This window comes from Legionella feeleii (assembly GCF_001467625.1).
Taxonomy (GTDB): Bacteria; Pseudomonadota; Gammaproteobacteria; order Legionellales; family Legionellaceae; genus Tatlockia; species Tatlockia feeleii.
Map to the genome: position 1 here is coordinate 15,627 of NZ_LNYB01000028.1, position 23,455 is coordinate 39,081.

Sequence of the window (23,455 nt, forward strand, 5' to 3'; positions counted from 1 at the left end):
TAAATTTGACAGCACTGTGGGTTTGCGTTGAGATGTTGTTTTTCTGAGGGAGAAAGGAATGCTGTTAGAGAAAGAAACGTCCTGTGTTGTATTGATTGATGTGCAAGAAAAATTAACCCCCTTTGTTCAGGAAGCAGATGCATTGGTAGCGAGATGCCAATGGGTTATACACCTGGCGAAAGAATTGGGAATCCCTTTGTTAGTGAGTGAGCAATACCCTAGTGGCTTGGGTGCCACTGTCGAGCCATTACATTCCCTGCTTGCTCAAGGTGAATGTTTTGAAAAAGTACACTTTTCCTGTTTTCGCCAACCCGTTTTTAAGCAAAGCCTAAAAGCGCTTAATAAAAAGCAACTTGTTTTAATCGGTATCGAAGCCCATGTTTGCGTTTTGCAATCAGCAATGGAAATGAAGGCGGCTGGTTACGAAGTCTATATCGTAGTCGATGCTGTAAGCAGCAGAAGTCAACTTGATTATAACTATGGCCTTAGACGTATGGAGCAAGCCGGTATTCATTTGGTGACTTCAGAAATGGTATTTTTTGAATGGGTTGGCCAAGCTGGCACACCGCAATTCAAAGCCCTAAGCAAAGCCTATTTACAACAAAAGGATAAACAATGAATTTAGATAATCAAATCGCTGTTATTACCGGTGGTGCTTCGGGAATGGGTAAAGCCTGTGCGCAAGCATTAACTGCACGTGGTGTAAGGGTTGTTATCTGGGATAAACAGATAGAGGCTAGTACTGCCAAAGAATTTGCTTTTGCCGTGACTTGTGATGTGAGTTCCGCCGAGGATATTGAGCAGGCACTGCAAAAAACGATCGCCCAAATTGGTGTGCCAAGAATTTGCATCAATTGTGCTGGGATAGCACCTGCTAAACGGATGGTAGGTAAGGAAGGTGCAATGCCTTTAGCTGCTTTTAAGCAGGTGATTGATATTAATCTGGTAGGAACTTTCAATGTAATGCGAGTAGCCGCTACTGCTATGGCTGGTTTGGAACTTGAACCTGGCTCACAGGAACGAGGGGTCATTATTAATACGGCGTCCATTGCTGCTTTTGAAGGGCAAATTGGCCAGACTGCTTATAGTGCTTCCAAAGGCGGAGTTGTCGCAATGACCTTGCCTGCGGCACGAGAACTGGCGCAACATGCCATTCGCGTAAATACAATAGCGCCGGGTTTAATTGCGACTCCAATGCTGCTAAACATGCCGCAGGAAGTACAAGACAGCTTGGCAGCTACGGTAACTTTCCCTAAACGGTTAGGCAAGCCAGAGGAATTTGCGGCACTTGTGCTACATATTATTGAAAATTGTTTTATCAACGGTGAAGTCATTCGCTTCGATGGTGCTCTACGGATGCAAGCGCGTTAAGAGAATAAGTTCGACAAACCCTTTTTGGAAGCTTAGGTTTCTAAAAGAGGCTTCGTAAATTTAGCAAAAGCTGAACTTGCGAAGCTCTGGCGAGATTTCTTCGGCGTCAGCTGCTATAAAAATTAAATTAAAATTTATTCTTATTTGCTGTTAACACGAAAGTACGCTGGTTCTTATGATGAAGTAATCTGTTTTTGCAAGAGCAAGCCAGTAAGCCTCTAAGAGGCTTACTGAAGTATAATTAGCCGCGTCCTTGCCCTTTGGCATTGCTGGTAAAGGAAGGGTCTCTTTGGGTTAGTCCATTTGCTGTATCGGTTTCCCTACCAACGCTTAGAAGCGGTGCAAACATATTATAGATAGTGTTTACGTTGCTAGTCCCTGACAATGTTTCTTCTTGTACTCCTTGATCGTTTACTTCCCTCTCATCTGTGTCAGGTTCAGAAGTAAAGTTGAAGTCACTCGGAACTAAAGAAGCTAGTTGGCGCAAAGATTTCAAAGATTCCGTAATTTTATTAAATTGGCTAGAAAGCGCAGTCAAATTTTGAAGATCAACATCCAATTTTTTTATTTCCTCTATGTCTTTTACGGCATATTTATTTTCCATTTCTGCTATTTCGTCCAGTAATAGTTTCTGTTCATTTAACATTCGCTTATAGCTGGAGGGAGCCTTGCCTGACTTGAGAGGAAAACCGCGAATCTTTTTTTGTAATTCAGCTAATTCCGATTGTTTTGCAATCAGTGCTAAAGAATGCTGAAGAAATTCCATTGTCAGTTGTTTCAATTCGTCAAAGTCGTCAAACTTAACTCCGAAATACTCCAGGGCTTTATCGACATTGCTTAAGTTTTGTGAACTTGCTTTGGCGAATGCCATGCGTTGTCTATAGTCCAACTTCTTGTGGAAGTCATTGGCTGCTTTTTGTACTTTTTTCTGTAAAGCGATTACTTCTTTATCTTGACGAATTCTTTCCATAACCTCTGTGTCATGTTTATCCGTAAAAGCATCCAATTGACTTTTTAACTTTCTCTCGCTGGAGTTAGTAGGAGGTTCTATCCGTTGGAGTCTTTCGATGTTGGTTTGGTAGTATTCGATTGCTTTTACAATAGAGGTGTCTGTGCTGGAAGAGGGTTGCTCTGCTAAATAGAGTTCAAGGGTTGATATTAATTGCTTATAGAAAGCAATGGAGTCTATCGTTTTGTCGCGATTGGCAGTGAGTGCTTTTTTAAGTGGGTGATTATGTGTTGATAAGAGAGTATGGGCAATTGGTAAACCACTCTCATCGCTTCCAAAAAGAGAAGCACCATGCCTTATCAATACAGATAAACAATCAGCCATTCGGTTTTCTCTGATATCAGAGCCTAGACAGCAATGTACGGCAGAAGGATAAACGCTCCCTTGGAGAGTAACTTCCTGGTTATTAATATTAATGTCGCCATGTTTCAAAATAAAATCTAATAACTGATGATTTCCGGTCTCTAAAGCCATATCCAGGTAATTATCTAAAAGATAATAAAAAGATGGCATTTGCTCTGCTACTTTAAATTCACCTTTTATCACGAGTCGCGTAAATAATTTTTCCCCTTCGTTCTGTACTTGTTGCTGTAAATTTTTTAATTTGGTTAATGAATCCAGAGAGACGAGGGTTTTGCTGTCCTCTAATGTTAAAGAGAGTTCATTGATTCTTGCCAATAAATCAGCAAGTTTGGTGGCGTAGATCTCATCACTCTCTTTAGCCAACTTGTTAAATTCTGCAGCTATCCGCTGAACTTTTTTATCAAATGGGGAGGGGGTAACGCTTATTTGTTCCTTTTTGGAGGGTCTTTTTTTCCTCGGAGCTAATGGTTTCACCTCGCCAGAATGGCTCACTGTTTCTTTGCTGGTTTTTTCACCCTCTACAAGAGGTGAAGAGGGCTTTTCTGTGGCGGTCTCTAAGGGTTTATATCGTTCTGTAACCACCGTAATCATGCGCTGTGTAAATCGATAGATACTTTGATAATGATCATGCCTGACTAAAAGTGCCAGGCGTTTTGCTATTTCAGCACATTCCCTTAGTGTAGCAAGATAATTTTCATGATTATGAGCTATCGATGTGGATAATAGAGATGCCTCTCTATCCCATTCACTATATTGTGTTTCTAACGCTTTAACCGTATCAGTCAGTTGCTTCCTAATATTTTTAATCAGTGGTTTAGCATAAACACGGGCCAAATTAACAAAGTCTTCATTTAACTGCTCGCTTTCTAAGGGAATGAAACTGTTGTCAGTTTCATTCTGGATAGAAAACACAGGTTTTACTGTCATTTCATTTTGATCATTATAATAGACATGTAATTGATATCTTGTTCCATCTGGCCCTTTGAAATAGGCAGTGTAGTGATATTGACTGAGGAAAGGGTTTGCCTGGTTTTCGGTTTGGTAAACACTAACATGGTGATCGAGTAAAATATACTCGTCATCTTGAAGTACAACCGGGTGAGTATGTTCTAACTCAAAGCGGTAGTACAGGCGCCCCTCCTTAGTGGAGTCCAACTTGACAGACTGGCAATTAGGGAGAGAGGCTTCTGAGGTAGCAAGATAAAGATCAACGAAGTTAAAAAGAACATTTTTTGCCATAATCAGTCTTTTCCATGATAAAAAAAGAACAAATTATATGTTTTAAGTTAAAAGTGATCAATTAAAGATGATTTTTAATAAATTATTGTTGCTGTGAATGAAATTTAGGCCTCTTGATGTCTGCTTGTCGCTGTAGTGATTTGTACATCTCCATTGGCTGTGTAAAGGTTGGTTGCATTGACCTGACTTTTTCCTGTTAAGGCACCAATGATTTCTTGCCTCGTGTTGAGATTACTTGTAATCACTTGCCCATTAACGGCATTCAATTCGCGGCAGGAAAGCAATTTTTCAGCAAGTTGATTATTTAATTGTTGAATTTGATTGGCTTCTTCGACTGTGCATGATCGCAAAAGTGCTTGTAAAGCTAATTTAGGTTGATTGTCATGCAGATTCATTGCGAGCAATTCAATACGTTGCTTGGCGCTTTGTTCAAGCTGCTCGGAAAGCGCTTGTTTTTGTTCCGATAATGACTCTAAGGCATCGAATTGACGCTGGATGAGGACGTTTTTTTCTTCAGATAACAGAGCAATCAGTGAATCAAGCCATGTCAGTTCTTGCTGGAGTAAATCAACTAATTGGGCGGCTTTGGATTGAGTCATTTTTACGTCCTTATAATTCATATTAGGCAAGATTTACATAGAAGGTTGTTGCCCACTATTCAATCAGGCGCAGTGTTGATCAATTTACTTCAAGATCAGCCATCATTTTTTGAGCAATATTGTCGCTGCGGATGTGGTATTGTCCTGCTGCAAGTTCTTCTTTAAAAAAGGCTACTCGCTCTTGATCGATCTCTTGGGCATCGCGAATAAATTCTTTGAGCGCATCTATTTGTTTTAAGGTATCACTTCGACTAACAAGATTAGTTTCTTCGGCATGACTTTCTTTAGCAGCAGGCTGTGTACGCTGCTGCGGACGAGAGTCTGCCTCTAATCGTTTGAAATTGCCTGACTCATTAATTGGGTTGACCATAACATTACTCTCAATTGCACTCATGATTGTTATCGGCTCCTGTAGTGAAATCTTTAGTAATTTTCGTTTAATTTTTAACCTATATCATATTTTTAAACAGAAGTCACTATGATTTTAATAACATTTTTAAATGGCAACCCTAACCTGTTTTTTAGCCTGGATCTGCGCCTCAATAATTCGTTTGGAAGACAGATTTTTCACTTTAATAATGTCCCCTAAACTACCATCATTCAGGGCTATTCCTTCCATACTTACACTAAGCATTTCACCCACTGCCTGGATACTCACTTGCTCGCCTTTATGAATGATTACCGCTGTTTGTAAAATTGCAGGATTAAAAGCACTGCCCTGAATTAGATTTTGTTTACAAACAAGACCAATAATATCTTCCATTTTAGTAAAATAGCCTTGTTTTAGCTGACTGACATCCACAGTAGCGATTTCAATGTCATCTTTACCAATTTGGGCTCCTTTAAGTAAAGGACGTTTAGCGACGAGGATGGTTTTTTGTACACTTATTTTTATTGGTACATAGAGTGTCCAGTGTTTGTCAGGTTCTTGACACCTAATTCCCATGGTGGTGGCATTTAATATTGACGTTTGATAGGGGTTAAAGACTTCAAGTTTATCGGTATCACAAGCACGCAATTTTAATCTTGCGTCGATTTTACCAGTTGAGATATGGACATCTTTATGATCGGAAGCGCTTAAGGCATTAAGTATATGCTGGGTGATGCGTTCTTCAATGATGGTTAATGATTGGATGGCTTCTGCTTGTAATAAAGGGCTTGCAAAAATTAGTAAAAAAACTAGGATACTGCGTTTTAGCATGAATTGTTCTCATTTAGACGAATTCTGCTTTTAAGCAAATTACGGGCCAACTTTCAGGGGGAATGGTGAGTTTGCATTATAAACTGATAATGATTGTATTGTGTGGATGGTTTACAACGACGTTTTCCTGTGCGGAAAGCCATCATCCGCAAGCCTTTCTAAACTCCATCAAAGGCAGTAAGAATGAAGGTGAGCAAATCGTGGAGCATTTTTGTAGCAATTGTCATGCAGTAAAGCCTTTGATCCCTCTTGGTGCTCCTGGAATGAAACAGAAAGCGGATTGGGAGGCTCGTATTAAAGGTGGGCTAAAGCAACTAGTAGAACATACCGAAAACGGATTTAATGCCATGCCTCCTCGGGGCGGCTGTTTTGAATGTACTGATAAACAACTTACTTTAGCTATCTTGGCAATGCTTCCAGATGAGTTTGCAAAAGAGCTTTTAATTGATCGGAAAGTTTATAAAAAAAACAAATAGTTAAATTTTTTTATAAAAAAGACTAAATTTATTCAAAATTCTCCCGATAACATAAAAAAAAGAGGGAGGGTTCACCAATGAAAAAACAACTAATCATTGGACCGTTGTGTGTGTTGACGGCCGCCTGTTCCACGATGGGGGGGCGTGATTCAATTGTGGATGATGCGGGTTATACGCATTACACCATAAGTTACCTGTCTGATTCAAAAGGATCAAACTATTTCCCGGAAAAACGACCAGCGACGGGTAGAAAAGTCTTTATTTTTGACCCGAAAGCCACCGCTTGGGCTGCCTATGACGCGCAAGGAAATCGCGTTAAAACAGGAAGTGCCTCTGGTGGTAAAGACTATTGTGAAGACGTTGGTCGAGGATGCCGTACAGTCACAGGTACTTTCAGGGTATATTCCAAGAAAGGAGAGGAGTGTACTTCGAGCATTTACCCAATTGAAACGGGCGGTGGTGCGAGAATGCCTTATTGTATGCATTTCAATGGCGGTTATTCTATTCATGCTGCTTATGAAGTGCCTAACTATAATGCCAGCCATGGTTGTATAAGGGTTTTACCAGGCGCTGCAAAATGGTTGAATCAGGAGTTTATGGATGTTGGTTCAACAGTGATTGTGAAGCCCTATTGATAAAAGAGGGACAACCCGCTCTTAAAAGCGGGTTGTCGTTTAGTTATCTTGCGACAGGTATGTTTTTAGCAAATGATTGATTTGCTCAGGACTAGCCTGGCCTTTGGTTTGTTTCATCACTTGACCAACAAAAAACGCCAGTAATTTTTCTTTGCCAGCACGGTAATCTGCTGCTTGTTGAGGATATTCCTGGACGATTGTCTGAACAAGTGCTTCAAGCTGGTTGTTACCAACTTGCTCGTAACCTTCTTTCTTGATGATGTCTTCAACACTGTCTTCCCCCGTCCATAATTTGGCAAAAATTTCCTTGGCTATTTTGCCTGATATTTTTTGCCCATGAAGATGATTGAGCAAAGAGGACAGGGCTTCTGCAGAAACTGGTGGATTATCGAAATCAAGATTTGCTTCATTAAGAGCAGCTGCATAATTACCTTTAAGCCAATTAATAATGGTTTTTTCATCTGCATGACAGAGTTGTTTTACTGTGTGGAAAAAATGGTAGGTGGCTGGCGTGGAGAGTAAAAAATAAATATCATCAGGATGCAGTGATTTATTTTGTCTTAGCGTTTGTTTAATTTGTTCAGGCAAAGGGGGCATGCTTTGCTTCATTTCCGCCAGATTTTTAGCTGTTATGTGAATTGGTAATAAATCTGGATCAGGGAAATAACGGTAATCATTTTCATTTTCTTTTGATCTTAAAACTTGTGTAGTCTCTGTAGTTGGACAATAGAGTCGTGTTTCTTGTTGAACTGCTTGCCCACTCTCGAGTAAATCCTGATGTCTGGCTTGCTCGTAGGCGATTGCTTTCTCGATGAAGCGGAAAGAATTAAGATTTTTTAGTTCTGTGCGGATACCAAGCTTGTTTGAACCAGCAGGCTTGAGAGAAATATTCACATCGCAGCGAAAAGAGCCTTCCTGCATATTGCCGTCACAAATTCCCAGAAAGCGAACTAATTGATGCAGGGTCTTAAGGTAATTCACTGCTTCTTCCGCAGAGAAAAGACAGGGAGTAGTTACAATCTCCAGCAGCGGGATCCCAGCGCGATTCAGATCTATCCCGGTATACTGCAGGTGAGCGTCGTGCAGTGATTTACCTGCATCTTCCTCCAGATGAGCTCTGACGATAGTCACTTTTTTCGTACTCCCGTCATTCATTTCGACCAGGAGAGAACCATTACTAACAATAGGTCGTTGGAATTGGCTTATTTGATAACCTTTGGGTAAATCCGGGTAAAAGTAATTTTTTCGCTCAAAATAGGAGTGATCATTGATTTCAGCATTAATAGCCAAGCCGAACTGAATGGCCATTTCCACTGCTTTCTGGTTCAGCACAGGTAAAATGCCAGGTAAACCAGCATCTATAAAACAGGTTTGTGAATTAGGTTGCGCGCCAAAACGGGTTGCTGCACCTGAAAAAAGTTTTGACTGCGTTTTTAATTGCGCATGAACCTCAAGGCCAATAACAGTATCCCATGTCATAAATATCACCCTTTATAGGTTGGTCTGGCTTGGTGCCAGTTGGTGTCTTGTTGATAAAAATAAGCAAGATTAAGTAATTGTGCCTCGCTAAAATGGTTGCCGATTAATTGCATACCAATAGGTAAACCTTGACTGAACCCTGCAGGAATAGAAAGGGCAGGGAGACCAGCCAAATTCACTGCGACCGTAAATACATCGGCCAGATAGTTTTGTATAGGATCTGTTTGTTCACCCAGCTTAAATGCGCAAGTGGGTGTAGTAGGACCAAGTATGACATCAACCTGGCGTAAAACGTCTTGTAATTCATTTTGAATTAGACGCCTGATTTTTAGAGCCTGCAGGTAATAATCGTCAAAATAGCCTGAGGATAAGACATGGGTACCAGTAAGGATACGACGTTTAACTTCCATACCAAATCCTTCGCTTCGAGAGTTCGTAATTAACTCTTTTAAGGTATTCCCTTTACTGCTACGGTAGCCAAAGCGTATGCCATCATAGCGTGACAGATTAGAGGATGCTTCTGCGCAGGCAATGACATAATAGCAAGGCACCCATAAAGGTTGTAGGGTTAAATCAATTTGCACAATTTCTGCGCCTGCATATTGCAAGAGTTTTATTGCATCATGTATGGCTTGTTGAATATCAGATGCAACTTCTTTCTGGAAAAAACAGGAGGGTAAACCTATACGTAAGCCTTTGATGGGTTGGTTTAAGGCTGCGGAAAAATCAGGAATGTTGCAGGAGACCGACGTGGAATCGTTAGCATCGAAACCTGCCATGGCTTGTAAAACCAAGGCTAATTCTTCCGCACTGCTAGCCATTGGCCCGGCCTGATCCAGGCTTGAGGCATAAGCTACCATACCGAATCGGGAGACTAGGCCGTAGGTCGGTTTAATACCTGAAATACCACAAAAAGCAGCAGGTTGCCTGATAGAGCCACCCGTATCAGAGCCGGTTGCAAAGGGGATAAGTCGTGCCGCAACCGCCGCTGCGGAACCACCCGAAGAGCCGCCAGGTACTCGTTCAAGATCCCAGGGATTTCTTACTGCACCAAAATAACTGTTTTCATTGGTAGACCCCATGGCAAACTCATCCATATTGGTTTTACCTAAAACAACAACACCTTCGGCTTCCAGTTTTGAAACAATGGTGGCCTGATAGGGGGCATGAAAATTGGCCAGCATCTTTGAACCGCAGGTGGTGGGCAATGATTGCGTACAGAAGATATCTTTATGCGCCATTGGAATGCCAGTCAGTAACTTGGCTTTCCCGGCTTGTAATTGTTTATCCGCTTTAGCTGCACTGACCAGAGCAGATTCTTCATTAATACTAATAAAGCTATTGAGTTCTTTGTGTTGTCGAATCCGATTCAAATAATGTTGGGTTAACTCAGTGCTGGAGAATTCACGTCGTTGTAAACCAAGAATTAATTCACGTAAAGAATGCTTGTGCATAAACTTATTGTCCTGAGTCGATTACTTTGGGAACGAGATACAAATCATCCTCAAACAGTGGTGCAATTTCTGCTAATTGCTTACGGCAATCTTCCTCACTGATTGCATCCTCTCTCAGCCACTGGTGTAAATCAAAAGGATGAAAAAGGGGGGCTATGCCTGTTGTTTCGACTTGGCGTAACTGTTCGACAAAATCCATAATCGCACCAACTTCTTCAGCGAGTTGTGCGTGATTATCAGCCTCTGGATCGAGGTAAGCAAGGTGTGCAACATTTTCTAAATCAGTTTCTTTAAACATCATTTTTCCCACAAGAGTGAAAAAAAATTATACCCTGCTGCTCGCAAGATACAATCCCCTTCCTACTGAGTTTTCCTATAAAAAAAACCTGGTACCCGCTTTCAGTGATAACAGCCAGTTTACTTGGTTAGATGTGTCCACTTTTATCCTTAACTATATGATGCCTTTTCTTTTGCAGCAGTGAAGTTGCCTGATGATTTGGATTCCTCGTTATTTCTTGCAGAGGCTGGGTTTTAAAGTAGAATGGATGGAACCTATTATTGTTTTTTAATTGAGTGTATTAGCGATGTTACAGCAGGTAAAAACCACGGGTGGAATTCATATCGAGTATGAAGAGCATACTTTAGCCTATGAAAATGCTATTGAGCCTCTTCTCGAGCGGCTTGATACGCATCGAGGGGCATTATTTGCCTCGAGTTTTGAATACCCCGGTCGTTATACCTGTTGGGATATCGGTTTTTATAATCCGCCCCTGGCAGTCACTTGTAAAGTAGATGAAATTTGTTTGGACGCTTTGAACAAGCGCGGTGAAATTTTATTAGCGATGATTTTGCCTTTATTACAAGCAAGCAAGGAATTAATAATTTCTGAACAGTCCCTGCAATGTTGCAAACTCAAAGTGCAAGGAACGCAACAAATTTTTAGTGAGGAAGAGCGTAGTCATCAGCCTTCCATATTCACAGTATTACGTCAGTTAATCGCTTTTTTTAAATCGGATGAACCTTATTTAGGTTTGTATGGTGCTTTTGGTTATGATTTGATTTTTCAATTTGAAAAATTGCAGCAGCATAAAGAACGTTCCCCCGAACAGCGGGAAATGGTTTTGTATCTTCCTGATGAAATTTATGTAGTTAATCATCGCAAGGAAATTGCTTTTATTCGACGTTATGATTTTCAATACCAGGGAAAGTCTACTCAGTCTCTGCCGCGAGAAGGCGAATTTAAGTCTTATGAGCCCAGGTTTAAGCCGGAAAAAGAGTGTGATCATGCCCCTGGTGAATACGCTAAACTGGTTGAGATCGCCAAGGAACGTTTTGCTCGTGGTGATCTTTTTGAAGTGGTTCCCAGTCAAACTTTTTATGCCCATTGCTCGGAACAACCTTCGGCGATTTTTACCCGTATGCGTCGCATCAATCCATCGCCTTATGGTTTTTTCCTTAATCTGGGTAAAGATGAATATTTAGTTGGTGCTTCCCCTGAAATGTATGTTCGAGTACAAGGCAGACGTGTCGAAACCTGTCCGATTTCAGGCACTATCAAGCGCGGGGCTGACGCGATAGAGGATGCTCAGAATATCCAGCTTTTGTTGGATTCAGAGAAAGAAGCATCCGAACTGACAATGTGCACTGATGTTGATAGAAATGATAAGTCAAGAATTTGCGAAGCAGGGAGCGTTCGTGTAGTAGGACGTCGTCAAATCGAAATGTATTCCCGTTTGATTCATACGGTTGACCATGTGGAAGGAATTTTGCGGCCGGATTTTGATGCTGTGGATGCTTTTTTAACGCATATGTGGGTGGTTACTGTGACTGGGGCTCCCAAGTTATGGGCAATGAATTTCATTGAGCAATATGAAAAGTCACCACGTAGATGGTATGCCGGTGCCGTAGGTTGGTTGGGTTTTAATGGGAATTTAAATACAGGACTTGTATTAAGAACGATGCGTATTCAACAGGGAATAGCTGAAATTCGGGTAGGAGCAACTTTACTTTATGATTCAGAACCAAAGGCTGAAGAACAGGAAACAAGATTAAAAGCCTCTGCGTTTTTGGATATTTTGCAAAAGCCGCATGCTAAAGCCGGGCTGACTAGTTCAATACCGCAAAATGGGGTTGGCAAACGCGTATTGCTGGTTGATCATCAAGATTCTTTTGTTCATACCTTGGCGAATTATGTTCGTCAGACTGGGGCAGAAGTTTTGACTGTTCGCAGCGAATATGCTCAGGATTATTTGCAACAACAAGATTTTGATCTGGTCCTTCTTTCACCTGGTCCTGGAAAGCCGGTAGATTTTAAATTAGAGCAGACTATTACAACAGTACTTGAACGACAGATTCCTTTGTTTGGCGTCTGTTTGGGTTTGCAAGGCATAGTCGAATATTTTGGTGGTAAACTGGGGGTTTTGACTTACCCGATGCATGGCAAGGCCTCTGAAATTGATGTTAAGGATGAAACCGGATTATTTGCAGGTTTAGGTACTTCTTTTACTGCAGGAAGATATCATTCACTTTACGCAATACTGGAGCAGGTACCGGAACAATTACGGGTAACAGCCTTGAGCCGTGATGGTATCGTTATGGCTGTTTCTCATAAAACACTACCAGTGCATGCTGTGCAATTTCATCCGGAAACCATTCTGTCTATGCCTAATCAAGCTGGATTACGCATTATAGGGAATTTAATGAACATGGTGGAGAGCAATGCGCGATAAAGTTTTAGTCATTTATGCAACCGCTATCTTATTAGGAATTCTAACAGGTCTGGTTGGTTCTTTCTTTCAAATAGTGATTTCTTATGGCAATCAGTTAATTGAGGCGTTCTTCCGTGTCACTGCGGCTCAAGGCGTGCCGGTTTGGTTAATTTCGGCACTGGTTTCCATGATGTTGGTCTTTGTTGCCTGGTTTTTAGTAAGAGGTTTTGCACCAGAAGCATCCGGCAGTGGTGTGCAGGAAATCGAAGGAACTTTATTGCATGAGCGTGAAATTTTTTGGCGCCGATTATTGCCGGTGAAATTCATTGGTGGAGTGATGGCCATTTGTGCAAAAATGGTTGTGGGTCGCGAAGGGCCAACTATCCAAATGGGAGGGAATCTTGGCGCTATGTTGGGAGATTACTTGCGCCTTTCACGTGAGCGTTGTGATACATTGATTGCAGCTGGTGCTGCAGCGGGTTTGGCAACAGCTTTTAATGCGCCCTTGGCTGGTGTGCTTTTTGTCCTGGAAGAAATGCGCAGTCAATTTAATTTTTCGTTTACCAATTTTAAAACAGTAGCGATTTGTTGTGTAATAGCCACTATAACCTTGCATTGTATTATTGGTTCGCAACCAGCAATCGCGATGGATATTTTTACCTTACCCAGCCTGCAATCATTATGGTTCTTTTTCATTTTTGGTATCGTTGTGGGCTTCGTCGGCTTACTATTTAATATAGTCTTGATGAAGACGTTGTCTTTAACAGATGGATTAACATTTCGCACACGGATTGTTTACGTGCTGTTCATAGGGCTGTTTGTCGGTTATCTTGCTTATTCTTACCCGCAAACAGTAGGTGGCGGCTACGATATTATCGAACGCTCTCTAACCTTATCACCACCGTTCTCAGCATTATTAATATTATTTGTGATTAGGTTTTTTACCACCATGCTTTGCTATTCATCGAGTGTGCCGGGAGGTATTTTTGCTCCTATGCTTGCATTGGGGACCTTACTTGGTGTTGCTGCATCGTACCTGTTTGAAGCATTCAGCCATGATGCAACTATCCATCCAGGGATGTTTGCTGTAGCTGGAATGGGTGCGTTATTTTCTGCAGCCGTCCGTGCACCGATTACCGGTATTATTCTCGTGGTAGAAATGACGCAAAATTATTTATTGATATTACCATTAATGGTTTGTTGTCTGACTTCAACAACGGTAGTGCAATTGGCTGGTAATGAACCTATTTATACGCAGTTGTTACACCGCACCTTAAAGATGCAACGTAAGGACGGTTAATATTTCTACTATCTTGGCACTTATGGCTCGATTTTCTGCGCTTCGCTGCTCGAAAATCAAGCTATAAACTGGTAGCCCGTTTGCTTGCAAACGGGATTGATTTCAATCAATACGCACAATGATCTTGCCAAAGTGGGCGCTATTTAACATACGGGCATGGGCCGCTTCAATGTCTTCAAACTTGAATTCAGAATCGATTACGGGAACGATATGCTTATTAAGTAGTGCTGTAGGCCATTGTTGCTGAACTGCTCTCCATAACATGGCCTTTTCATAAATGGATTGGGAACGTAAAACAAAACCATGAATCTCTAGCCTTTTTCTCATGAGAAGTGCCAGATCACATTCGGCCTTATGGCCATCCATGCAAGAAATCTGGATTAATTTTCCTTGTGGCTTCAAGAGCCTTAAGTGTTTGGGAAAATAGCTTCCGCCTATAAAATCAACAATAACATCCACTGACTCAGGGCCAAGGACTGCCTCGAAATCTTCTTGATTATAATTAATAAGGGTTGATGCTCCCAAGTGCAAGGCTTTGTCCATTTTTTCTTGGCTACTGATGGTACTAATGACCTTGGCACCCAAATGTCTGGCCATTTGAATAGCAGTTGAAGAAATACCGCTACCGGCTGCATGAATTAATAGGGTTTGTCCTTGCTTTAATTGTCCAATTAGAAAGATAGTGGCATGTGCTGTCATTAACGATTCGGGGAGGGCTGCTGCATAACTAAAATCCCAGGGCTGTGGAATAATTGCAGCAAGATTTTGATGCACACAACAATATTCAGCATAACCTCCACCTGCTACTAGACCATAAACGCGATCACCTGTTTTAAATTTTTTTACAGCAGAACCTACTTCAACCACTTCCCCCGCAACTTCCAGCCCGGGAATAGTTGATTCACCCGGTGGTGGAGGATATTTGCCACGACGTTGTAGTAAATCAGCACGATTTAAAGCAGTTGCTTTTACCTGTATTAAAATCTGTTCTTTGTCGCAGATTGGCTTTGCTTCTTCTTTGATAAGCAAGCGGCTTTCAGGGCCTGGATTCTCTATGGTTACGCAGCGCATAAGTGACTTTCTTATTCTTATTGGCTAGTAGAAACAGTACTATAAAGCTTCTCAAAAACAGATTCTAGGGTCTGTTGGCATTTCTACTCTCCAGGCCCAAAAGCATTGATTTACGAGCAGCGAAGCGCAGGAAATCAATGCTTTTCGACTCAAGCTAGCGAAATGTCAACAAACCCTGGTTACTTACAATTTCTTAACTTATTAAGACTCGCAAAATGAAAAGTCTTCGTTATATACTTGCGGATTAGCTAGAAATTTGGTGGTTGATGGCAAAATATACGCAGCATAAGAAAGTAGCGTTGATGTTTATACTACCTCAACTGCTTATTACTCTGTTATTTTTTATCTGGCCTGCCTGCAGCGCGCTGATTCAATCAGTTTTTTTTAGTGATGCTTTCGGCTTGCATAACCGTTTTGCTGGCCTCGCTAATTTTTTTGATTTATTCAAAGATCCTGGCTACGGCAAAGCAGTTCTGGTAACCATAGTCATCGCTTTCTTTGTAACGCTACTGACAATGAGTTCGGGTTTGTTATTAGCAGTCCTTGTACAGAGCCGAAAAAAGAGTCAACGTATCTATAAAACCTTATTTCTTTGGCCTTATGCTGTTGCTCCTGCGGTAGCGGCCATATTATGGCGTTTTTTGTGTCAGCCTACGATTGGCTGGTTGGCGCATGGTTTACAAGCGTTAGGGATTAATTTTAATTATTTGATTAACGCCAAACAGGCTTTACTCGTTGTGGTATTGACAGCAAGCTGGCAACAATTGAGTTATAATTTTCTTTTCTTCTTTGCAGCGCTTAAGGCAATTCCCCCTACTTTGATTGAAGCGGCTATCATTGATGGTGCTTCAACCTGGCGGCGATTTTGGCAAATTGTTTTTCCTTTATTATCGCCAACCACTTTTTTCCTGCTAGTCATGAATTTGATCTATGCCTTCTTTGACACCTTTGGCATTATTGATGTGATGACTAATGGCGGGCCGGGCAGCAGTACCACAACCTTAATTTATAAAGTCTACAAAGATGGTTTTGTCGGTATGGATCCAGGTAGTTCATCAGCTCAATCGGTGATGCTCATGTTAATGGTTGTCGCTCTCACTCTGATCCAATTCCGTTACCTTGAAAAAAAGGTGCATTACGAATGAAAACATTAAATCGCCTGCTTATTCATGGGTTATTGTGTTTAGCAATCGCTGTTTTATTCATACCTTTATATCTGGCTTTGGTAGCAGCTAGTCACGAAGGGACTGCTATGATGCAGGCGCCTTTGCCTATTTGGCCTGGTACTGCTTTTTTTCACAACCTCAAAGCGGTGCTTACTGAGGGATTGGTAGTGACAGGCGGTCAACCAGTTTGGCAAATGTTGCTTAATAGTTTGTTAATGGCAATTTTAATTGCTGGAGGAAAAATTATTTTGGCTCTCGGCTCAGCCTTCGCACTGGTTTATTTCGAATTCCCTTTAAAGAAGCTATGCTTCGCATTAATTTTCTCCACTATGATGCTGCCTGTCGAAGTAAGGATAGTGCCAACTTTTCAAGTCATTGCTTCTTTTGCCTGGTTGAATACCTTTACCGGCCTAACTTTACCGCTAATGGCTTCTGCTACAGCTACTTTTTTGTTTAGACAGTTTTTTAAAACGATTCCTAAAGAGCTTATTGATGCAGCTAAACTTGACGGCGCGGGGCCCTTGAGATTTTTTTTAGATATTCTTTTGCCTTTATCCAAGACACAGATTGCTGCTTTGTTTATTATTCTTTTTGTATATGGCTGGAACCAATATCTTTGGCCGTTGGTAATTACCACAGATACGAATATGGCAACGATAGTGATGGGTATCCGTTATTTAGCCGGAGTGGCAGATCAGATCCCTCAATGGCATTACATTATGATGGTTGCCTTGATTGCTTTGTTACCACCTTGCCTGGTAGTACTTACCATGCAACGTTGGTTTGAAAAGGGGTTAACGCATTAATGGCAACAGTAAATTTAGTGGATGTCAGCAAATTCTATGGTCAACAGCCTATTCTCAATAAGGTGAGTTTAAGTATCGAGAAAGGAGAGTTTGTCGCTGTTGTTGGGCCTTCTGGTTGCGGCAAATCAACCTTGCTGCGTCTTGTTGCAGGTTTGGATACCGTCAGTACTGGCAGTATTCTTATTAATAATCAATGTGTTAATAAAATTCCTGCTTCCAAGCGTGATATGGCAATGGTTTTTCAAAACTACGCGCTTTATCCGCATATGACTGTTTACGATAATATGGCCTATGGCTTGAAAATGCGTGGGATGAAGAAGAATCAGATCCAGCAAAGAGTACACGAGGTTGCTGCAATGCTGCAGCTCTCGGATTATTTACTGCGTAAACCCCAGGCACTTTCCGGAGGGCAACGCCAACGCGTAGCAATGGGACGTGCTATTGTTCGTTCACCAGCTGTGTTTTTATTTGATGAACCTCTTTCTAACCTGGATGCAAAATTGCGGGCAGAAATGCGCTATGAAATTAAAAAACTGCATCATCAACTGCGCACTACCTGTTTATACGTAACGCATGATCAGACTGAAGCAATGACAATGGCGTCAAGGGTATTGGTTTTAAATAAAGGGCAGGTTGAGCAGATCGGTTCTCCGCAGATGCTGTACCAACAGCCGGCTTCACTTTTTGTGGCTAGCTTCACTGGGCATTACCCAATTAATTTTTTACCTGCAAAAATCGATCTCACGAGACAGAAAGTAGTCACGGAAATGGGTATTGAGCTATGCTTACCTGTATTGAAGGAATCTCTGACCTGTGGGACGGAGGTGGTAGTAGGAATAAGGCCTGAGCACTTAAATCTTACTGTCAGGAATAAACCTGGGGTAATTCCAGTAAAAATAGAATTTATTGATGATATGGGTGCCGACAAACTGATGCAAGTGATGAGTTACTGTGGAAAAGCCCGCTTTTCAGTAAAAATTTCTGCTGATACTGAGATAGTTGAGGAGCAACTTGCCTTGGAAGTTCTTGTAAATAAAGCTAATCTATTTCATCAAAAAACCGGATTGCGATTGGGAGGCTGGCATGACTGAGCAAAAGAAGACATTACGCGAAATTGATACCCCTTTCTATAATTATTGGCAAGCGCTCTATCTTTCTTTTTTTAGTAGCCGTCTTTATGTCGACGTGGGGAAACGATGGAAGGGGTTTGGCCTTCTTTACCTTTTGCTGCTGATGTTTATTGTTTCTATTCCCTTTGCCATGCGGGTTACATCTGATTTTAATCGTTTTATTAACGAAGAGATGATTCAACCACTTGAGCAGTTGCCCTCAATTTACATTCAAAATGGCAAAGTGTCATTCGATAAGCCGATGCCTTATATGGTAAAAAATAAATCCGGCCAGGTTGTTTTGATTGTTGATACGACAGGTAAGGTACAAACTATTGATAAGACTTATCCCCATTTGACGACCCTCATTACAAAAAATAAATTTATGTACCGCTTTCCTTCCCCACAATTCTTTTTTTCCAAAGAGCCTGTTGATTCAGAGAGCAGCCTTTTTGTACAAACAATCAGTGAACAAGTTAATGAGGTTTTCGATGGTAAGCGTTGGGTGAAATCTTCCGGGATTGAACGAGTTAAATATCTTTCTGCTGCGATTATCTATCCTATGGTGGCATTGATTTTCTTTGCCATGTACCTTGTTTTTTTTCTGGCCTTTGCTCTCATGGGACAATTTGTAGCAAAACTCTTTCTTAAATTATCACTTGGCTATAAGCAAGCCAGTCGATTATTGATAGTCAGCTCAACACCTCAAATTGTATTGTTGTTGTTTATGTTAACAATGGGTTGGTTATTTAATTGGTTTGGTATAGTCTTGCTTATCGTTTTATCTATTTATTTTACTTATGCGATTATTTCATTGAAACGAGAAAGCCATAAACTGGTGGTTTCGTGAAGGAATTGATTCATTTTGCTCATGGTAACGGATTTCCTGCGCTTTGTTATAAGCAATTATTGGACAAGTTAAAAGAGCAATATGATTGTTGTTACATCGATAGGATTGGCCATAACCCTCAATTTCCTGTCACCGAAAATTGGCATTATCTGGTTGAAGAAGTGATTGCCAGCATCAAGAACCAGGCCAGTCAACCTGTGATTGGCCTTGGACATTCTCTTGGCGGTGTATTGAGTCTCTTGGCAGCGATTGAGCAGCCGCAGTTATTCAAAGCGGTTATTATGGTGGATTCACCGCTTCTGGGGCCTTTTAAATCAAGCATGGTACGTCTTGCTAAAGCACTCGGGGTAATTGACAGGATAACCCCGGCTGGTCGTACGCGTGGCAGAAGGGAATATTGGCAAAATAGAGAGCAATTGTTGGCTTATTTGAAGGGCCGGGAATTGTTTCAAACTTTTACTGACGCTTGTTTGCAAGACTATATTGATTATGGCTTACAACAAACAGACCGAGGATATGTACTACGTTTTGATCGCCACATTGAATATTTGATTTATCGTACGATCCCGCATATCTTGCCTGCTTACGCTGGAAAAGCGAAAGTTCCTGTCGCTTTGATTTATGGAAATAAAAGTACTGTGGTGGACAGACTCGATGTACGCTATATGAAAAAACATTACCATATTTTATGTTGTAAGGTAGAGGGGACACATATGTTACCCATGGAGTATCCAACGCAACTGGCAACGCAAATTTCCACCTTACTTGATGCTATACTGAAATGACAGCATTTATTACATAAATAGGGTATTGGCAAATATTGCCTTACTCTGTTTTTTGCTGCACATTAGCTTGTTGTTGAAATTTTAATTGAAGGATTGTTTACTGAAAGGAGAAAACAGTGTTGCATAGTCTGATTGTTCTGGCGGTGGTTAGTGGGGCTCTTTTATTACTAGCCAGGCAAGCTTCCCTTGCTGTATGGGCTATAAGTTATGCTTTGTTTGCGTTATTGCTTGCACGCTATGGTTCCCCCGGTCTTGTAGCACAGTTCTTTTTATGGGCTGTTTTGGCAATATTTGTTCTTTGCGCAATCAAACCATTACGGAGAACATTGTTATCTCGCCGCATATTTGCTGTCGTCAGTAAAGCAATGCCAGCTATGTCTTCCACTGAACGCGAGGCCTTGGAAGCTGGTACAGTAAGTTGGGAGGGAGATTTATTTAGCGGTTCACCTGATTTTGATGCCTTGCTTCGGGCACCCGTTGTTAAATTAACAGCGGAAGAACAGTCTTTTATTGATGGTCCGGTCAATGAATTGTGCCGTATGATTGATGATTGGGATATTACCCATGTAAGAACGGATATGCCTCCTGAGATGTGGCAATTCATTAAAGAAAAAGGCTTCCTGGGGATGATTATACCCAAAAACTTTGGTGGCCTTGATTTCTCTGCAACGGCACAGATGACCATTTTAGCCAGAATCTATGGCCGCTCAGTGACTGTTGGCAGTACTATTTCCGTACCAAACTCATTAGGTCCTGCAGAATTATTATTGAAATATGGTACTCAGGAGCAAAAAGAATTTTATTTGCCGCGGTTAGCAGACGGCCGGGAAATTCCCTGTTTTGCGTTAACAGGTCCTAATGCAGGTTCTGATGCTGCATCTATCCCCGACAAGGGTATTGTTTGCCTTCACGAAGTTAATGGCCAAGAGGTTTTAGGAGTACGTTTAACCTGGAGTAAACGGTACATAACGCTTTGTCCGGTAGCAACCGTGATTGGTTTGGCATTCCGTCTCTTTGACCCTGATAATTTACTGGGTAAAGGAACTGATGTTGGTATTACTTGTGCCTTAATTCCTGCCAGTACACCCGGCGTTATAAAAGGACGTCGTCATTTCCCATTAAACACCGGATTTTTGAATGGACCGACCCAGGGAAAAGATGTTTTTGTACCGATTGATTGCCTCATTGGCGGTGCCGAAATGGCTGGTGCTGGCTGGCGCATGTTAATGGAGTGTTTAAGTGCTGGCAGAGCGATTTCTTTGCCTTCAAGCGCTGCGGGCGGATCACAAGCAGGGGCCCTGGTAAGTGGTGCCTACGCTAGAGTGCGTAAGCAATTTAACCAGGCAATTGCTAATTTTGAGGGCATAGAAGAGCCGTTAGCCCGTATTGCTGCTAATACTTATCTTATTGATGCCGGGTTAACCATGACTGCAGCAGCGATAGATAATGGCGCCAAACCTTCCGTTGCTGGTGCTATCTTGAAATACAATACGACAGAGAGAGCGCGTCAATTAGTGATGGATGCCATGGATATTCATGGCGGAAAGGGGATCTGTCTTGGACCTAATAATTACCTCGGTCGTGGTTACCAAAATGCACCTATCAGTATTACCGTTGAAGGTGCCAATATTTTAACTCGTAGTCTCATTATCTTTGGACAGGGGGCTATTCGCTGTCATCCTTATGTATTTCGCGAATTGGAAAGTGTACGGGAACATAATCTTGCTGCTTTTGATAGTGCTTTTTGGGGGCATGCAGGATTTGTACTGGCTAATTTAACCAAATCGCTAATTTTTGCATTCACTGATGCGCGTTTTACTGCTACACCAAGAAGCTCAGTAGGGCGGTATTATCAACTAGTACATCGCTATAGTACTAATTTAGCTTTCCTTGCTGATTTTTCGATGGTAGTAATGGGCGGGGAATTAAAGCGTAAAGAAAAAATTTCAGCGCGATTAGGTGATGTGCTTAGCAATTTATATTTAATTTCTGCGGTATTAAAGCGCTTTCATGATGATGGGGAACCTGAGGCTGATATCCCTTTGGTGGAGTGGAGTTGTCAACAGTTATTTCATGAATGTGAATTGGCAATTCATGGGGTAATAGCGAATTTCCCTGCGCGATGGGCACGAATTGTGTTGAAATTGTTGCTGCAACCTTTGGGTAGTCAGCGACACAGGCCTTCTGACAAATTGGGGAAAAAGTTGGCACATTTACTCACTGAACCCAATGAAGCGCGAACACGGTTAACCCGATTTGTATTTGTTGAGCCGCTGGATAATTGTCCTTTAGGGCGTTTGGAAGAAACTTTCCATAAAATATGCGCTGTTGAGGAGCTTGAGAGAAAAGTTGGTAAGGCAGTGAAAGAAGGAACACTGACTTCATTAACATTACTTGAACAAATTGATGAAGCTGAGCATGTCGGTATTTTGGATGCCAAGCAGGCAGCGCAACTTAGAGAAGCTGAGCAGGCAAGACAGCAAATTATTGCTGTTGACGATTTCAGCGACGACGAATTGCGTCGACAGCCAATAGATAATCTGTTTAATCAATCCAAGAAAAAAATCCCCACTCAGGATGGTCTAGCGACTGAAGTAGTTTGATGATGTAGTCATTGACGTGCATCCCACCCGTTTTTGGGATGCCGCCTCCAGAATACTAGCGTATTTTATTTCAGGTCTTCCTCCTGCGAGGGGAAGCAACAAAGCCTAAAGAGTTACAATCTGTTCTCTAACGGCAAGTATTATACCGGTTAAAATTATAATACCTCCAATAAGTTGCGCGATTCCGGGGACTATCCCTAAGATCAAATAAGAAAAGAAAATTGATGAGACTGGGACGAAGGATCCGGCTATAACATCATCCACTACTTTAATTCTTTGCATTCCTAAATCATTAAAGAGCATTCCCAGTGCCACAATGACATTGCCATAAAGTAGCATCCACTTCCAGAGAAAGGGAGAGAAAAGATCAGCGAAATGGGACCACCCAAACATCATCACAGCAATAAAAAAGAAAAAAACAGCCCCTAGTCCCATCCTTAGCGTATTAAAAATTCCCCCTGGAAGTACTTTAATTGCATGAAAACTGATTAACGTGGAGAGGCTGCTTGAGACAACGCCGAGTATCACGTAAATTTCCCCAAGGTGAGGCGTGGATGAGAGGTATACTGGTTTTTTGATAGACAGCCATTGTTGAAGTAAAACAATAGCAGCACACCCGCTCATTGTAATTGCTGAAGCGATAACCAATCGAATGGTTGGTTTTTCGCGAAAACAAAGCCATCCAGCAAACAAGGTCAAGGGGGGTTGAAGGGTCGAAAGAAGGATAACATTAATTACGTTTGTATACATAATGCCAAAGAAGAAAAAGGTTGGCGTAAAAAAACCCATCAGAAGGGCGCTCACAAGAATCCATAGCCATTCTATGGTGGTTAATTTTCTGAAATTAAACGCTTTAAAATTTTTATACTGCAGGATGAAGAGCGTTATTGCACCAATTAAACTTCCTGCAAATAATAAATTACAAAATGAGATCGGGTTATGGCCATGTATTGTATGATTTTGGCCAAGCTGGATAAGTTTGGCAATTACTGCTTCATCCGCACTGAAGATTATATAGCTGATGGCTATATAAATTATTCCCTTAGTCCTGGCAGTAACAGCCATCCTTTTACTCAACTAAATATAATTTAAATAAATTAGAGAGTATCTGAAACTGCATGAATCTAGCAAGAATCCGTTGAAAGTAGAAAATTTTTCTGCTTTTGTAATGAATGGAAAGAAAAACCAACGCTCACCTTGGTCAAACAGTTGGCGCAATTTAATTATTCAG

Annotated in this window: 21 protein-coding genes; 12 read left to right on the forward strand and 9 right to left on the reverse strand. The window is 41.4% G+C overall.

All coding sequences use genetic code 11. The features are described from left to right. Positions 1–58 precede the first annotated feature (58 nt). On the forward strand, positions 59–619 hold the full coding sequence (locus Lfee_RS04675; RefSeq protein ID WP_058444380.1) for a hydrolase: 561 nt from the start codon (positions 59–61) through the stop codon (positions 617–619). Beyond that, positions 616–1,371, forward strand: a complete 756-nt coding sequence (locus Lfee_RS04680; RefSeq protein WP_058444382.1) for an SDR family NAD(P)-dependent oxidoreductase — start codon at positions 616–618, stop codon at positions 1,369–1,371. The genes Lfee_RS04675 and Lfee_RS04680 overlap by 4 nt, the downstream gene beginning before the upstream one ends. Positions 1,372–1,612: 241 nt before the next feature. On the opposite strand, the gene Lfee_RS04685 is transcribed toward Lfee_RS04680, so the two are convergent. The 4 genes from Lfee_RS04685 to flgA all read right to left on the reverse strand — a co-directional run bounded on the left by Lfee_RS04685 (position 1,613) and on the right by flgA (position 5,782). After that, positions 1,613–3,982, reverse strand: a complete 2,370-nt coding sequence (locus Lfee_RS04685) for a hypothetical protein (RefSeq protein ID WP_058444384.1) — start codon at positions 3,980–3,982, stop codon at positions 1,613–1,615. Between the two features lie 104 nt (positions 3,983–4,086). After that, a complete protein-coding gene (locus tag Lfee_RS04690; RefSeq protein ID WP_064088304.1) occupies positions 4,087–4,581 on the reverse strand; it encodes a flagella synthesis protein FlgN in 495 nt (164 codons plus the stop codon). Between the two features lie 79 nt (positions 4,582–4,660). Further along, on the reverse strand, positions 4,661–4,975 hold the full coding sequence (gene flgM, locus Lfee_RS04695; RefSeq protein WP_058444386.1) for a flagellar biosynthesis anti-sigma factor FlgM: 315 nt from the start codon (positions 4,973–4,975) through the stop codon (positions 4,661–4,663). 102 nt (positions 4,976–5,077) lie between these two features. After that, complete coding sequence (gene flgA, locus Lfee_RS04700) at positions 5,078–5,782, reverse strand: flagellar basal body P-ring formation chaperone FlgA (protein WP_058444388.1); 705 nt, start codon at positions 5,780–5,782, stop codon at positions 5,078–5,080. Positions 5,783–5,871: 89 nt separating this feature from the next. On the opposite strand from flgA, the gene Lfee_RS04705 reads away from it, so the two are divergent. Both Lfee_RS04705 and Lfee_RS04710 read left to right on the forward strand, forming a co-directional pair. Further along, positions 5,872–6,258 carry a c-type cytochrome gene (locus Lfee_RS04705; protein WP_058444491.1) on the forward strand — a complete coding sequence of 129 codons (387 nt, stop codon included), beginning with the start codon at positions 5,872–5,874 and terminating at the stop codon, positions 6,256–6,258. Positions 6,259–6,335: 77 nt separating this feature from the next. Next, positions 6,336–6,893 (forward strand): L,D-transpeptidase, encoded by a 558-nt coding sequence (locus Lfee_RS04710; protein WP_058444390.1) that lies wholly within the window; start codon positions 6,336–6,338, stop codon positions 6,891–6,893. Between the two features lie 39 nt (positions 6,894–6,932). On the opposite strand, the gene gatB is transcribed toward Lfee_RS04710, so the two are convergent. Genes gatB through gatC form a run of 3 tightly spaced genes read right to left on the reverse strand, consistent with a single transcriptional unit; the run spans position 6,933 to position 10,127 of the window. Then, a complete protein-coding gene (gatB, locus tag Lfee_RS04715) occupies positions 6,933–8,372 on the reverse strand; it encodes an Asp-tRNA(Asn)/Glu-tRNA(Gln) amidotransferase subunit GatB (RefSeq protein ID WP_058444392.1) in 1,440 nt (479 codons plus the stop codon). A 5-nt stretch (positions 8,373–8,377) separates the two neighbouring features. Beyond that, positions 8,378–9,826, reverse strand: coding sequence for an Asp-tRNA(Asn)/Glu-tRNA(Gln) amidotransferase subunit GatA (gene gatA, locus Lfee_RS04720; protein ID WP_058444394.1), 1,449 nt, complete (start codon positions 9,824–9,826; stop codon positions 8,378–8,380). Between the two features lie 4 nt (positions 9,827–9,830). Then, a complete protein-coding gene (gene gatC, locus Lfee_RS04725) occupies positions 9,831–10,127 on the reverse strand; it encodes an Asp-tRNA(Asn)/Glu-tRNA(Gln) amidotransferase subunit GatC (protein ID WP_058444396.1) in 297 nt (98 codons plus the stop codon). A 283-nt stretch (positions 10,128–10,410) separates the two neighbouring features. On the opposite strand from gatC, the gene Lfee_RS04730 reads away from it, so the two are divergent. Beyond that, positions 10,411–12,555 carry an anthranilate synthase component I gene (locus tag Lfee_RS04730; RefSeq protein WP_058444397.1) on the forward strand — a complete coding sequence of 715 codons (2,145 nt, stop codon included), beginning with the start codon at positions 10,411–10,413 and terminating at the stop codon, positions 12,553–12,555. Further along, on the forward strand, positions 12,545–13,834 hold the full coding sequence (gene clcA, locus Lfee_RS04735) for a H(+)/Cl(-) exchange transporter ClcA (protein WP_058444399.1): 1,290 nt from the start codon (positions 12,545–12,547) through the stop codon (positions 13,832–13,834). The genes Lfee_RS04730 and clcA overlap by 11 nt, the downstream gene beginning before the upstream one ends. Before the next feature lie 102 nt (positions 13,835–13,936). Here clcA and Lfee_RS04740 read toward each other — a convergent pair whose 3' ends face one another. Beyond that, positions 13,937–14,905 carry an NAD(P)H-quinone oxidoreductase gene (locus Lfee_RS04740; RefSeq protein WP_058444401.1) on the reverse strand — a complete coding sequence of 323 codons (969 nt, stop codon included), beginning with the start codon at positions 14,903–14,905 and terminating at the stop codon, positions 13,937–13,939. 266 nt (positions 14,906–15,171) lie between these two features. Between Lfee_RS04740 and ugpA the strand changes: the two genes are divergently transcribed. The 6 genes from ugpA (at position 15,172) to Lfee_RS04770 (ending at position 22,224) form a co-directional block, all read left to right on the forward strand. Next, positions 15,172–16,050: a sn-glycerol-3-phosphate ABC transporter permease UgpA gene (ugpA, locus tag Lfee_RS04745; protein ID WP_058444403.1), complete on the forward strand. Its 879-nt coding sequence runs from the start codon at positions 15,172–15,174 to the stop codon at positions 16,048–16,050. Continuing rightward, a complete protein-coding gene (gene ugpE, locus Lfee_RS04750) occupies positions 16,047–16,877 on the forward strand; it encodes a sn-glycerol-3-phosphate ABC transporter permease UgpE (protein WP_058444405.1) in 831 nt (276 codons plus the stop codon). The genes ugpA and ugpE overlap by 4 nt, the downstream gene beginning before the upstream one ends. Next, positions 16,877–17,968 carry an ABC transporter ATP-binding protein gene (locus tag Lfee_RS04755; protein ID WP_058444407.1) on the forward strand — a complete coding sequence of 364 codons (1,092 nt, stop codon included), beginning with the start codon at positions 16,877–16,879 and terminating at the stop codon, positions 17,966–17,968. The genes ugpE and Lfee_RS04755 overlap by 1 nt, the downstream gene beginning before the upstream one ends. Beyond that, positions 17,961–18,836 (forward strand): DUF1189 family protein, encoded by an 876-nt coding sequence (locus Lfee_RS04760; protein WP_058444409.1) that lies wholly within the window; start codon positions 17,961–17,963, stop codon positions 18,834–18,836. The genes Lfee_RS04755 and Lfee_RS04760 overlap by 8 nt, the downstream gene beginning before the upstream one ends. Next, positions 18,833–19,621 carry an alpha/beta fold hydrolase gene (locus Lfee_RS04765; RefSeq protein WP_058444411.1) on the forward strand — a complete coding sequence of 263 codons (789 nt, stop codon included), beginning with the start codon at positions 18,833–18,835 and terminating at the stop codon, positions 19,619–19,621. The genes Lfee_RS04760 and Lfee_RS04765 overlap by 4 nt, the downstream gene beginning before the upstream one ends. 119 nt (positions 19,622–19,740) lie before the next feature. Next, positions 19,741–22,224 carry an acyl-CoA dehydrogenase gene (locus Lfee_RS04770; protein WP_370446968.1) on the forward strand — a complete coding sequence of 828 codons (2,484 nt, stop codon included), beginning with the start codon at positions 19,741–19,743 and terminating at the stop codon, positions 22,222–22,224. Positions 22,225–22,329: 105 nt separating this feature from the next. On the opposite strand, the gene Lfee_RS04775 is transcribed toward Lfee_RS04770, so the two are convergent. Then, positions 22,330–23,289 (reverse strand): DMT family transporter, encoded by a 960-nt coding sequence (locus Lfee_RS04775; RefSeq protein ID WP_058444415.1) that lies wholly within the window; start codon positions 23,287–23,289, stop codon positions 22,330–22,332. Between the last annotated feature and the right edge of the window lie 166 nt (positions 23,290–23,455).

Excerpts from the sequence above, each read along its gene's own strand:
- Lfee_RS04675 (WP_058444380.1), top strand. The coding sequence starts at position 59 with ATGCTGTTAGAGAAAGAAACGTCCTGTGTTGTATTGATTGATGTGCAA.
- Lfee_RS04680 (WP_058444382.1), top strand. The coding sequence starts at position 616 with ATGAATTTAGATAATCAAATCGCTGTTATTACCGGTGGTGCTTCGGGA.
- Lfee_RS04685 (WP_058444384.1), bottom strand. The coding sequence starts at position 3,982 with ATGGCAAAAAATGTTCTTTTTAACTTCGTTGATCTTTATCTTGCTACC.
- Lfee_RS04690 (WP_064088304.1), bottom strand. The coding sequence starts at position 4,581 with ATGACTCAATCCAAAGCCGCCCAATTAGTTGATTTACTCCAGCAAGAA.
- flgM (WP_058444386.1), bottom strand. The coding sequence starts at position 4,975 with ATGAGTGCAATTGAGAGTAATGTTATGGTCAACCCAATTAATGAGTCA.
- flgA (WP_058444388.1), bottom strand. The coding sequence starts at position 5,782 with ATGCTAAAACGCAGTATCCTAGTTTTTTTACTAATTTTTGCAAGCCCT.
- Lfee_RS04705 (WP_058444491.1), top strand. The coding sequence starts at position 5,872 with ATGATTGTATTGTGTGGATGGTTTACAACGACGTTTTCCTGTGCGGAA.
- Lfee_RS04710 (WP_058444390.1), top strand. The coding sequence starts at position 6,336 with ATGAAAAAACAACTAATCATTGGACCGTTGTGTGTGTTGACGGCCGCC.
- gatB (WP_058444392.1), bottom strand. The coding sequence starts at position 8,372 with ATGACATGGGATACTGTTATTGGCCTTGAGGTTCATGCGCAATTAAAA.
- gatA (WP_058444394.1), bottom strand. The coding sequence starts at position 9,826 with ATGCACAAGCATTCTTTACGTGAATTAATTCTTGGTTTACAACGACGT.
- gatC (WP_058444396.1), bottom strand. The coding sequence starts at position 10,127 with ATGATGTTTAAAGAAACTGATTTAGAAAATGTTGCACACCTTGCTTAC.
- Lfee_RS04730 (WP_058444397.1), top strand. The coding sequence starts at position 10,411 with ATGTTACAGCAGGTAAAAACCACGGGTGGAATTCATATCGAGTATGAA.
- clcA (WP_058444399.1), top strand. The coding sequence starts at position 12,545 with ATGCGCGATAAAGTTTTAGTCATTTATGCAACCGCTATCTTATTAGGA.
- Lfee_RS04740 (WP_058444401.1), bottom strand. The coding sequence starts at position 14,905 with ATGCGCTGCGTAACCATAGAGAATCCAGGCCCTGAAAGCCGCTTGCTT.
- ugpA (WP_058444403.1), top strand. The coding sequence starts at position 15,172 with ATGGCAAAATATACGCAGCATAAGAAAGTAGCGTTGATGTTTATACTA.
- ugpE (WP_058444405.1), top strand. The coding sequence starts at position 16,047 with ATGAAAACATTAAATCGCCTGCTTATTCATGGGTTATTGTGTTTAGCA.
- Lfee_RS04755 (WP_058444407.1), top strand. The coding sequence starts at position 16,877 with ATGGCAACAGTAAATTTAGTGGATGTCAGCAAATTCTATGGTCAACAG.
- Lfee_RS04760 (WP_058444409.1), top strand. The coding sequence starts at position 17,961 with ATGACTGAGCAAAAGAAGACATTACGCGAAATTGATACCCCTTTCTAT.
- Lfee_RS04775 (WP_058444415.1), bottom strand. The coding sequence starts at position 23,289 with ATGGCTGTTACTGCCAGGACTAAGGGAATAATTTATATAGCCATCAGC.